The organism is Rhodopseudomonas pentothenatexigens, from assembly GCF_900218015.1.
Lineage (GTDB): Bacteria > Pseudomonadota > Alphaproteobacteria > Rhizobiales > Xanthobacteraceae > Rhodopseudomonas > Rhodopseudomonas pentothenatexigens.
The window spans coordinates 40,552-51,046 of the sequence record NZ_UFQQ01000030.1 but is presented as its reverse complement, the minus strand read 5'-3'; the positions used below and the strand labels follow the sequence as shown (position 1 = coordinate 51,046).

The 10,495-nt window shown below is 65.5% G+C and carries 10 protein-coding genes, 1 tRNA gene and 1 pseudogene; 3 read left to right on the top strand and 9 right to left on the bottom strand.

What is annotated here, in order from left to right; translation table 11 throughout:
- Window positions 1-498, bottom strand: a 498-nt coding sequence (locus DWA33_RS21495; protein ID WP_147270277.1) for a porin, incomplete at its 3' end; no start/stop codon positions are given.
- Window positions 499-1,097: 599 nt separating this feature from the next.
- On the opposite strand from DWA33_RS21495, the gene DWA33_RS21490 reads away from it, so the two are divergent.
- Window positions 1,098-1,191 (top strand) — tRNA-Ser (locus DWA33_RS21490).
- A 253-nt stretch (window positions 1,192-1,444) separates the two neighbouring features.
- Window positions 1,445-1,666, top strand: coding sequence for a hypothetical protein (locus DWA33_RS21485; protein ID WP_114360542.1), 222 nt, complete (start codon window positions 1,445-1,447; stop codon window positions 1,664-1,666).
- A gap of 18 nt (window positions 1,667-1,684) precedes the next feature.
- Here DWA33_RS21485 and modB read toward each other — a convergent pair whose 3' ends face one another.
- Both modB and modA read right to left on the bottom strand, forming a co-directional pair.
- Window positions 1,685-2,380 (bottom strand): molybdate ABC transporter permease subunit, encoded by a 696-nt coding sequence (gene modB / locus DWA33_RS21480; RefSeq protein WP_114360541.1) that lies wholly within the window; start codon window positions 2,378-2,380, stop codon window positions 1,685-1,687.
- Between the two features lie 6 nt (window positions 2,381-2,386).
- On the bottom strand, window positions 2,387-3,112 hold the full coding sequence (modA, locus tag DWA33_RS21475) for a molybdate ABC transporter substrate-binding protein (RefSeq protein ID WP_114360540.1): 726 nt from the start codon (window positions 3,110-3,112) through the stop codon (window positions 2,387-2,389).
- 108 nt (window positions 3,113-3,220) lie between these two features.
- Between modA and DWA33_RS21470 the strand changes: the two genes are divergently transcribed.
- On the top strand, window positions 3,221-4,156 hold the full coding sequence (locus DWA33_RS21470; RefSeq protein WP_114360539.1) for an ABC transporter ATP-binding protein: 936 nt from the start codon (window positions 3,221-3,223) through the stop codon (window positions 4,154-4,156).
- Between the two features lie 300 nt (window positions 4,157-4,456).
- On the opposite strand, the pseudogene DWA33_RS21465 reads toward DWA33_RS21470, so the two are convergent.
- The 6 genes and pseudogenes from DWA33_RS21465 to DWA33_RS21440 all read right to left on the bottom strand — a co-directional run bounded on the left by DWA33_RS21465 (window position 4,457) and on the right by DWA33_RS21440 (window position 10,492).
- A pseudogene (locus DWA33_RS21465) lies at window positions 4,457-5,216 on the bottom strand (SDR family NAD(P)-dependent oxidoreductase).
- A gap of 15 nt (window positions 5,217-5,231) precedes the next feature.
- Window positions 5,232-6,971: a nitrilase-related carbon-nitrogen hydrolase gene (locus tag DWA33_RS21460; protein WP_114360538.1), complete on the bottom strand. Its 1,740-nt coding sequence runs from the start codon at window positions 6,969-6,971 to the stop codon at window positions 5,232-5,234.
- A gap of 14 nt (window positions 6,972-6,985) precedes the next feature.
- On the bottom strand, window positions 6,986-7,975 hold the full coding sequence (locus DWA33_RS21455; protein ID WP_114360537.1) for an acetamidase/formamidase family protein: 990 nt from the start codon (window positions 7,973-7,975) through the stop codon (window positions 6,986-6,988).
- Between the two features lie 24 nt (window positions 7,976-7,999).
- Window positions 8,000-8,713: an ABC transporter ATP-binding protein gene (locus DWA33_RS21450; RefSeq protein WP_114360536.1), complete on the bottom strand. Its 714-nt coding sequence runs from the start codon at window positions 8,711-8,713 to the stop codon at window positions 8,000-8,002.
- The gene (locus DWA33_RS21445) at window positions 8,706-9,428 is read right to left on the bottom strand and encodes an ABC transporter ATP-binding protein (RefSeq protein ID WP_114360535.1); all 723 of its coding nucleotides are present in this window, start codon (window positions 9,426-9,428) and stop codon (window positions 8,706-8,708) included. Before DWA33_RS21445 ends, DWA33_RS21450 begins: the two co-directional genes overlap by 8 nt.
- Complete coding sequence (locus tag DWA33_RS21440; RefSeq protein WP_114360534.1) at window positions 9,428-10,492, bottom strand: branched-chain amino acid ABC transporter permease; 1,065 nt, start codon at window positions 10,490-10,492, stop codon at window positions 9,428-9,430. The genes DWA33_RS21445 and DWA33_RS21440 overlap by 1 nt, the downstream gene beginning before the upstream one ends.
- Window positions 10,493-10,495: the final 3 nt, after the last annotated feature.

The window sequence follows — 10,495 nt, the reverse complement described above, 5'->3', positions numbered from 1 at the left end:
GCCCGGATAGCCGGTCCAGGGCGTATCGAACTGCGACACCGCCTTACCGAAGGTGAAGCCGGCGAACTGGATGAAGGCGTAGTACACGCCGAGCGAGCCGTTGGCGACCGTGTCGGTGCCGGTGGTCCAGTTGAAGGTCGCATCGAAGTAGGTGCGAACCACGCCATACTCGGTCGCGGTGCGGGTATCGATGTTCAGATCCTGACGGGACCGGAAGATGTAGTCGTTGGCGAGGCGGTTCTTCTGGCCGGCGTTGCCGTTCCAGGCCGGCATGTTGTAGGCCGAGCCGCCACCGATCGTCACGTCGGCGCGCAGATAGCCGCCGAGCTTGATGCAGGTGTCGGTGCCCGGGATGTAGTAGAAGCCGGCGCCGTAGATCGAGCAGACCTTCACGTATTCGACCGCCTTGGCCTTCAACGGGAGATCGGCCGCCTGAGCGCCGCCGACGGCGAGGAGAGCCGCCGCTGAGCCGAGGAACAGGCCCTTAACAATGTTCATGTAAACCTCCAAGTTGCTCTGTCGGGAAGGTTCCGATCCGCAAAGTGCAAGCACCCGCTGTGGTCCCTTAGTCCCAGAAACCCGCCTAGCCGCTTCGCGCCTTTGGACACACCCGCTGAACGCGAGGGACTTAAGCGAACCACCTAATACGGGGCGACCTCGGGATGCCCCCCTCCGTCGCACCACGACAATTACCTAACAGTGATGCACAAGCAACAAGGGAGCCATGCTCGCGGCCCGTTTTCGAATGGGTGTTGCACAAATAACACTCAGAGCATTTCACCCCTCCATCTAAGTCACTGGCTTACAAGCATTTTTTCAGACACCCTCGACTACCGATGCCGCGTTGCAGCACTCGGCTGGAGGTGGATGAGTGGATCAGACAGGACCGTTCCGCGGTGCCGCGGCCGGCGAATCCTGAGAATCGATTCCTTGGCTCGGGCGAATCCGAGCGCGCGCCAACAATGCGATGGAACCGGAAGATCAGGGGTTTCGTCGCGATCGCGGCGCGCACGTCGTGCACAGGCCCAAAGGTCGCGCCCTCAATTCGCGCAATCCCGCTTGCGAGCGGCGACCGTGTCGGGCATATCGAGCGCACCGGAGACGTGGCCGAGTGGCTGAAGGCGGCGGTTTGCTAAACCGTTATAGGGTTGTAAAGCCCTATCGAGGGTTCGAATCCCTCCGTCTCCGCCAGCCAACTTCCGCCCCCATCGCGCAAACCTTCGACTCAGCGGCTCCGCCGTCGGGTGCCCCTTGCGCGCAAGCGCCGCAGTTCCAGGTCCCGCGTAAAAAGCAATTCCGATCTGCGGCAATGCGCGTCGTATCAAAAGATACAAACCCACGGTGGCTTCCTGCCTAGATTGCGGCGACGCGTTCCATCGCCGGAACAGCAAGTCGAGGAGCATCCGCCCAGCAATCAGCGCGCGGTGGCTCCATCGGAGGTATCTTGCCCTACAGAGCCTTTCTCGCACGCATCCGCCAGTTCTTCGACGGATCCGACGAACATCTCGATCTGATCGCGAACGGTCTGGCGGGCGGGAGCCTGAGACAGCCGTCCACGCCGATGACCGACCAGGAACTGGCGGAAGCGATCCGTGAATTCAAGAATGCGCCGCCCTCGCCCGATTCACTGAAGAAGCTCGGCGCCAAGCTGTCGCGCGATCGATAGGACTCGGGCGGTCCGCGCTCAATTCGGGATCGGCCGCGACGCCCGCCGCAGCAGTGCGAACACGCCCAGCGACACCATGCCGAGCAGCCCCGACAACACCACCGCACGGCCGTATTCGCCATTGAACACCGCGTTGTAGACTTCGAGCGAGATCGTGTTGGTCTTGCCGACGATATTGCCGCCGAGCATCAAGGTGATGCCGACCTCGCCGAGCGATCGCGCGGTGCCGAGCACCAGGCCGGCGACGATCGCGCCGCGGATGTTCGGCAGAATCACGAACAGGAAGGTCTCCAGCTCGTTGCGGCCGAGGGTGCGCGACGCCTCGCCGAGGCTGCGGGACACGCTGGCGATCGCCGCCTCGATCGGCTTGACCACCAGCGGCAGGCCGGCGATCACCGAGGCCAACAGCACGCCCTCGACCGAGAACACGAAGCTGAAGCCGAACCCGGCATCGAGCCACTGCCCGACCGGGCTGCGGCGGCCGAGCAGCAGCAGCAGGAAGAAACCGAGCGCGATCGGCGGAAACACCAGCGGAATCGTCACCAGCGCGTCGAGCACGGTGCGGCCCGGCCACGATCGCTGCGCCAGCGCCCAGCCGAGCAAGGTGCCGAGCACGATGTGCAGCACCAGGGTCGCAGCGGCGATCTCGAGCGACAGCAGCGCGGGGGCGATCAGCGCCGGATCGCGTAGCGCCTCGATCGCCGCTGCCAGCATCGCGGCTTACAATCCGTGGCGCTGCAGGATGGTACGAGCCTGCTCGGTGCCGAGGAATTGCACGAAGCCATCGGCGGCCTTCGCGGCCGGGGGCCGTACGCCGCAGACGATCTCGACCGGATCGTACAGCTTGCTGTCGACCGCGACATAGCCGCCGATGTTACCGGCCGCGCCGATCGCATCGGTGGCGTTGATGAAGCCGGCATCGACTTCGCCGCTGGCGACGTAGCTGGTCACCTGCGGCACCGTCGCGACCGGGACCAGCCGTGGATCGACCGTCGCGGCGAGCCCGCTGCGTTCGAGAAACTGCCGACCGGCCTTGCCGTACACCGCGCTGGCCTGATCCGGGATGCCGATCCGCTTGACCTCGGGCGCCGACACGTCTTCAGGCTTCGCGAGTGCCAGCCCCTTGCGATAGGCGATCACCAGCCGGCCGATGCCGAGCGGCGCGATCTGCGCAAAGCCGAGATCCTTGGCCTTCTCCAGCACCGCTTTGTCGCCGCACACCAGGACGATCTGACTGCTTTCCCGGGCCTGCGCCAGCACCTGGCCCATGTGGCCGTACACCTGCAGCAGCTTGTCGCCGGACTGCTTCTCGTAGGCCGTGGCCAGCTCGGCGATCGGCCGCCGATAGCCGGCGCCCGCCGCCAAGGTGATCTCTTCGGCTACGACCGGCCCCGCCCACGACATCATCGCAGCGCCGACAACCGCCGCCTTGGTCCACACAGACATCCCACCCCCCGCTTGGCTTGAACAATCGGACCCTTGCTAGCAGGCCCGGAGGCCGTTGTATATTTCACTATATAACGATAACCGCACCATGGCACCGGATGCAAGACAATGGCTGAGGAGATCGCGCTGCAGGTTCGGATGCCGCTGACCGGCCCGGCCGGACCGTTCGCACTCGATATCGACCTTAAGATCGCGACGGGAGCGCTGGTGGCGATTGCCGGTCCCTCCGGGTCCGGTAAGACCACCCTGCTTCGCGCCATAGCGGGGCTGGCACGGCCCGCCGAGGGTCGCGTCCGCGTCGGGACGGCATTGTGGTGCGACACCGCGGCACGGATCCACGTGCCGACGCGCCAGCGTTCGATCGGACTGGTGTTTCAGGACTACGCGCTGTTTCCGAACATGACGGTGCGCGGCAATGTCGACTATGCGATCGGTTCACGCGCGCGTTCCGATGAGGTCGACGAGCTGCTGCAACTGGTGGAGCTCGATGGGCTGGCCGACGCCATGCCTGACCGTCTGTCGGGCGGACAGAAGCAGAGGCTGGCGCTGATCCGGGCGCTGGCGCGGCAACCTTCGCTGCTGATGCTCGACGAACCGCTGTCGGCGCTCGATCCGGCGATGCGACGCAAGCTGCAGGACGATCTGTTGCGGCTGCATCGGCGCTTCGGCACCACCACGCTGCTGGTCAGCCATGATCCGTCCGAAATCCTCCGCCTCGCCGACCGCGTGATCCGGCTCGAGCATGGTGAGGTCGTGTTCGACGGCACACCTGCGGCGTCGCTTGTCGGCGCTGTAGGCGAAGATCCGCTGCTCCTCACCGGCATCTATCTCGGCGCGTGCGACAGCAGCGACGCCTGTGCGGTGCTGGTCGAAGGCCGGACATTGCGGCTGCGCCTGTCGGAGGTCTCCGGCCTCGGCGTCGGCGATCCGGTGACGCTTCGGATCGACGACGCCGTTGTCCAGCGGCACGCGCCCGGACACCGCGATCGTCTCAACGGTTGTCCGGCTTCGGCCGCTGAGTCGGCCGAGTTTCCTCGCATTTGACCACGATCTGAAATACGCCGCCGCATTGCGGACACGGGTAGTCGCGGAGCTCATAGCCCTCGAGCAATGGCCGCGCGCGCAGCAGCTCGGTCGCGGATCGGCAGATCGCGCAGTCACTGCTGCTACTCGGCACCGCGTCCTCCCCGGAAACGCGGCTGTATAGCCTGATCCGTGGGCCGCGTCGCAACTGATCAGGACGCGGTCCGCAGTTATTTCGTCGTCACAACGCAACGACGGTATTGGAGGCCAGCATCATTCCATTGCACAGAAATAGAACGGCAACTTCCGGGCCGTCGTTGATCAGAACTGCACACCGCGGGTCAGCGCCCCGTCGACCACGACGTTCGTCCCGGTGATGAAGCTGGCGGCACGGCTGGCCAGAAACACCACGGCATTCGCCATCTCCTGCGGCGTGCCCATCCGGCCGGTCGGGTTGAGAGCCAGCGCGGTGTTGTAGAGATCGGGGTTGCCGTTCTTGATCTGCTCCCACACGCCGCCCTCGAAATACGTATTGCCGGGCGAGACGGTGTTGGCGCGGATTCCCTTGCCGGCGAGCTGATACGCGAGACCCTGGGTATAGTGGATGATCGCCGCCTTGAAGGTGCCATACGGTCCGGCCGCGAAGTCGATCTCACGCCCCGACACGCTGGAGACGGTGACGATCGCCGGCTGCTGGCTCTGTTCGAGAAACGGCATCGCGGCGTCGACCAGCCGCACCGTACCCATCATGTCGGTGGCGAAGCCCTTGGCCCAGCTCTCTTCGTCCGAGCCGATGGCCAGCGCGCTGACGTTTGCGACCACCACATCGATGCCGCCGAGCTTGGCCGCCATGTCGGCGACCCATGCTTTCAACCCCGGGCCATCGGACACATCCACGGCGCCGCCGAAGGCCGACACGCCGGTCGCCTGCAGCGCCGCCACCGCGCTGTCGACCTCTGCCGCATTGCGCGCACAGGCCGACATGCGCGCCTTCGGCTGCGAAGGTTTCGGCGATCGCCCGCCCGATGCCTTTGGTGCCGCCGGTGACCAGTACCTTGGCGCCCTTCAATCCCAGATCCATGCTCGCTCCCCTTGGTTAGTAGTTGCCGGCGACGGCCTGCACCAGCGGCCGGTAGCTGTGCGGCATCCGCATCGCCACCAGATCCTTCCGCCGCACCACGTTGGTCGGATAAACGCTGTCGAGATTGGAGGTGTCGATCGTCGCGGTGGCGACGCCCTCCCCGCCTTCGATCAGTGCCTCGCGGCGCGGGAATTCGAAGGTGTCCGGTCCGAACACGCCGCTCAGCCCCGGATAGCCGCGCGCCGTATCGGCAACGTTGGCGAAAGCGAAGAACACGTTGTTTTCGCCGGCGCGGACCCGGAAGTGGTGCCAGTGGTGCGGATCGGCGCCGGTCGGGATCGGCGCCGGCTGAGAGACGCTGGTGCCGGCATGCGGCGTGCTGAACCGCGTCGCGATCGCCGCCGGGCACGCGATGATGTCACAGCCGCGCAGCGCCAGCACGCGGCCGGCTTCTGGAAACATCGCATCGTGGCCGATCAGCAGGCCGACCCGGCCGAGCGGCGTATCGTTCAAGACGAAGCTGTCACCAGCCGTAGCCCAGCTCCGCTCGTCCTCGGTCAAATGCGTCTTGCGATAGGTGGTGATGCCGCCGTCCGGGGCGATCAGCGCCGCGCTGTTGTACAGCACGTCGCCGTCGCGCTCGGCGAGGCCGCAGACAAGATGCAGCGACAGCTCGCCCGCCAGCGCAGCGAGCCGGTCAGTCGCCGGACTCGGCACAGCGACGGCAGTACGCGCCGGATCATCCAGCCCGGTAAGGCTCAATTCCGGAAACACCACCATCTCCGCGCCGGCGGCCTTCGCCTGTCGCGCCAGCGTCTCGATCCGATCGAGATTGGCGCTGATGTCGCCGCTCGGGGCGAACTGCGCGGCGCTGAGCCTGGAGCGCTTGCCCTTCGGCCAGGCCTCGTGGCCGTAAAGCCCAAAGAAGTCGTACGGATTCCAACTGAAGGTGCCGGTCAGCAGCTCCGGATACAGTTCCGGCCGCCGCTGCCGGAACACCGCCTCGCCGCCGATCCGCCGCGCCCGCGCGGTTTCAAGATCGATCTCGGCGAACGCCACGCCGTCGCCGCCGTCGATCACGGTGGCGATGCTGCCGTCCGGCGCGATCACGCAGCTTCCGCCGGAGAACTGCACGGTCCGCTCCAGCCCCCAGCGATTGCTCTCGATCACGTAGCAGGAATTTTCGAACGCCCGGCTGATCCAATACGGCGCAGGGGTGCGTTCGGCGAGCCAATTGGAGATGTGGCAGATGATATCGGCACCGCCTAGCGCCATCAGTCGCGCCGTCTCGACGAAATGGATGTCCATGCAGATCAACAGCGAAATCCGCCCGATCGGGGTGTCGAACACCTGATTGTGCAGATCGCCCGCCGCCGACCATTTCGGCTCGGAGATGTAAGGATGCGTCTTCCGGTGACGCCCGATCAATCCCTCCGGGCCGATCAGAACGGCGGAATTGAAATAGATGCCGTCCTCATCGACCTCCGGAAGGCCGACGACGATATAGCAATCGTGCTTGCGCGCCAGTTCGGCGAACCGCGCCGTGGTCGGCCCCGGGATCGGCTCGACGAACGGCGCTACCTCAGCGCGATCGAACCAGCAATAGCCGGTGGTGCCCATCTCCGGGGTGACGATCAGTTTGGCGCCGCCCACCGCCGCCTCCTCACACAGATCGAGCAGGCGCGCGATGTTGCGCTCCTTCTCGGCCATGATCGGCTCGAACTGAACGGTAGCGACCTTCAGCAGTTGCGACATCGCCGTCGCTCCCCTCACACCAGGAACGACTTCTTGATCGACGCTCCGAGCGTGTACTTCGGATCGACCATGTTGCCGAGCCGGACACGGCCGGCCTGCGTCAGAAGCATATAGGCGTCGATCTCGTCGAAGCCGTAGTCCGCCGCCATCCATCGGCACAGTTCGCGGTAGGCGATGCGGGCGGCATCCTCCATCGGCCGCGCCGAGCCGATCGTCATGATGAAATCCTTGGTCTCCAGCCGCGGCCAGTGGATCGGCCACCCCTTGATCAGATCGATCTGCACCGTGGTCACGGTCGGATGCTCGATCGCGACGCCGCAGAGTTCACCGTCGCCCTGGGCGGCGTGGCAGTCGCCGAGATACAGCAGCGCACCTGCGGTGTTCACCGGCAGATAGATGATGGCGCCGACGCCGACGTCCGGAAGGTCCATGTTGCCGCCGTAATAGTCCGGAACCAGCGACGAGATCGCTTCGATCTCCGGCGAGGTGCCGATGGTGCCGATGAACGGCTCATACGGCAGCGTGATCTTGTCGTTCCATTTGGTGCCGTGCTCGGCGGTGATTTCGAGCTTCTTGACGCGCTCCGGCAGCGGCGGATTGAGCAGCGCGGTGTTGCCGGTGCCGACCAGGCCGCCGAATTCCGGCATCACCACCGTGGTGCCGCGCGGCTGCGGCCCGCGCGGCACGATGCTCTCGATATAAACCGCCAGCGTATCGCCCTTCTCGGCGCCGTTGACCCAGATCGGGCCGTTCTGCGGATTGAGAAACGGGAAGTTGAGAATCTTGGACGGAACGTCGGTCTCGCTCTTGATCGCGCCCTCGAACGCGTCGTGGGTTTCGGCCGCAACCACGGCGCCGGGGTCGACGGTCAGCACCTTGTCGAAATACGGCCCGTAGACGTAGTGATACTTGCCCTGCTCGGCCTCTGTAATGGTGTGGCTCTTGCCGCGCACGCCCTTGGCGACGCCCTTGCGCGCCATGATCGATTCAGTCTGCCAGGCCATGTTGGTCTCCTTTGTTGAATTCGGTCACACCGCGAGGTGGCGGCGCATTTCGGCCTCGTCGTCGAGCGCGGCGCGGTCGAGGTCGGCGACGATCCGGCCCTTGTCCATGACGTAGCAGCGCTGCGCCATCGCCCGGATCATGTCGAGATTCTGCTCGACCAGGATGATGGTGACGCCGGTCTTGGCGTTGAGCGCGACCATGTCGCGGGCGATGTCCTGGACGATGTTCGGCTGGATGCCTTCGGACGGCTCGTCGAGCAGGATCAGTTCGGGATCCGCCACCAGCACCCGCCCGATCGCGAGCTGCTGCTGCTGGCCGCCGGACATCGTGCCGGCGCGCTGGCTCCAGCGCTCGCCGAGGATCGGAAACGTCTCGATCACCTCGCGCCGCTGCTGTTCGGTCAGCCGCCCCTTGATCGACGCCCCGACCGCGATGTTCTCGCCGACGCTGAGCCGCGGAAACACGTCGCGGCCCTGCGGCACATAGCCGATGCCGAGCCGCGCCCGCTTGAACGCCGGCAGATGCTCGATGGCGTCGCCGCGGAACACGATCGAGCCGTCCATCGCCGGGATCAGGCCGATCAGGCTCTTCATCAGCGTCGACTTGCCGACGCCGTTGCGGCCGATCACCGCGATGATCTCGCCCTCGCGGACCTCGATCTCGAGACCTTGCAGCACCGGCTTGCCGCCGTAGCCGGCCCGCAGCCCCACGGTGTTGAGGATGACTTCCTTACGCATGGTGATGAGCCTGCCCGAGATAGATCGCCGCGACCCGCTCGTCGGCGACGATGTCGTCGATCGAGCCTTGCGCGAACACCTGACCGAGATGCAGCACGGTGACGCGCTGCGCGACCTGGCGGACGAACGCCATGTCGTGTTCGATCGCCAGCACCGTCATGCCTTCGGCATTCAGCCGCTTGACCATCTCGCCGGTCTGGAACGTCTCTTCCGGCGACATGCCCGCGGTCGGTTCGTCGAGCAGCAGCATCCGCGGCTTCAGGCTGGTCGCCATGCCGATCTCGAGCCACTGCTTCTGGCCGTGGCTGAGATTGCCCGCGGTCTGCTTCTGCTCGGCTTCGAGGCCGAGGAACGCTAGCAACCGGTCGATCTCCCGGTCGAGCTCGGCGCCATGCCGCGTCCGTTGCAGCGCGATCTCCAGGTTCTGACGCACCGACAGCCCCTTGAACACGCCGGGCACCTGAAACTTCACCGAGAGCCCGCGCGCGATCCGCGCGAACGATTTGAGCGCGGTGATATCCTCGCCGGCGAAGAAGATTTCGCCTGAGCCCGGCGCGTATTCGCCGAGGATCAGCCGGAACAGCGTACTCTTGCCGGCGCCGTTGGGGCCGATCAGGCAGTGGATCTCGCCGGTCTCGAACGACAGGTTGACCTGATTGGTGACGTGCAGCCCGCCGAAATGCTTGTTCAGGCCACGGAGTTGCAGCAGCGCCATCAGTTCCGTCCTCCCTTGGCGCGGGCGACGAGCCGGCCGATCACGTTCATTGCTCCCAGCACCAGGCCATTCGGCGCGATCAACACGGTGAGCACCAGCAGAAGCCCCATCACCACCAGCGCATATTGGCTGCCGTAGATCGTCAGGGCCTGGAAACCGGCGAGCACCACCAGCGTGCCGACCAGCGTCGAGGTCAGGTCGCTGCGGCCACCGACCGCGACCCAGATCAGCGGCAGCGCCGCCGACGTCATCCCCATGCTCGACGGGGTGATGTACTGGCCCCAGGCGGTGTAGAGCACGCCCGACAGGCCGGCGAGCCCGGCGCCGATCACGAAGTTGACGAGCTGATACTTGCGGATGTCGTAACCGAGCATTTCGGCGCGCTCCGGATTCTCACGGATCGCCACGATGACGTTGCCGAACGACGAGTTCACCAGGATGCGCAAGCCCAGATAGACCACGACCACCAGCGCCAGGATCAGATAGTAAAGCCCAACATCGGCGAACAGCACGATCGGCCCATCGAACCATGGGATGGTGATCGGCGGCATCCCGCTCATGCCGTTGAAGCCGTTGAGCCGCGCCGCACCGATCCGCCATTCCGGGCCGGCGGTCTGGGCCATGAAGCGCTCCAGCATCAAGGTCACGGCGAGCGTGACGATGCCGAGGAACACGCCCTCGATCCGGCCGAAGAACATGAAATAGCCGAGCAGCAGCGCCACCACCGCGGCGATCAGGACCGCCGCGAGCACGGCGACGAGCGTGAAGCCATACGCCGCGCCGAAGTTCAGCGTCAGGATGCCGTAGCTGTAGCCCGCGATGCCGAAGAACGCGGTCTGGCCGAACGACAGCGCGCCGCCATAGCCCCAGATCAGGCACAGGCTGAGCGCAATGAACACCCAGACGAAGAAGTACGCGGTGTTGCCGACGGTGTAGCCGTCGCTGAACATCGGATACGCGATCGCGCCGATCAGCGCGAGCACGAACACCGACCAGAACAGCTTGCCGCGGCCCTTGGTCTGCGGGCCTTCGAGCCGGCGAAACACAGAGATCAAACCGTTCACCCT

Bases quoted from the DNA above. Each gene is read 5' to 3' on its own strand.
- modB (WP_114360541.1), bottom strand. From the start codon at position 2,380: ATGCTGGCAGCGGCGATCGAGGCGCTACGCGATCCGGCGCTGATCGCC.
- modA (WP_114360540.1), bottom strand. From the start codon at position 3,112: ATGTCTGTGTGGACCAAGGCGGCGGTTGTCGGCGCTGCGATGATGTCG.
- DWA33_RS21470 (WP_114360539.1), top strand. From the start codon at position 3,221: ATGGCTGAGGAGATCGCGCTGCAGGTTCGGATGCCGCTGACCGGCCCG.
- DWA33_RS21460 (WP_114360538.1), bottom strand. From the start codon at position 6,971: ATGTCGCAACTGCTGAAGGTCGCTACCGTTCAGTTCGAGCCGATCATG.
- DWA33_RS21455 (WP_114360537.1), bottom strand. From the start codon at position 7,975: ATGGCCTGGCAGACTGAATCGATCATGGCGCGCAAGGGCGTCGCCAAG.
- DWA33_RS21450 (WP_114360536.1), bottom strand. From the start codon at position 8,713: ATGCGTAAGGAAGTCATCCTCAACACCGTGGGGCTGCGGGCCGGCTAC.
- DWA33_RS21445 (WP_114360535.1), bottom strand. From the start codon at position 9,428: ATGGCGCTGCTGCAACTCCGTGGCCTGAACAAGCATTTCGGCGGGCTG.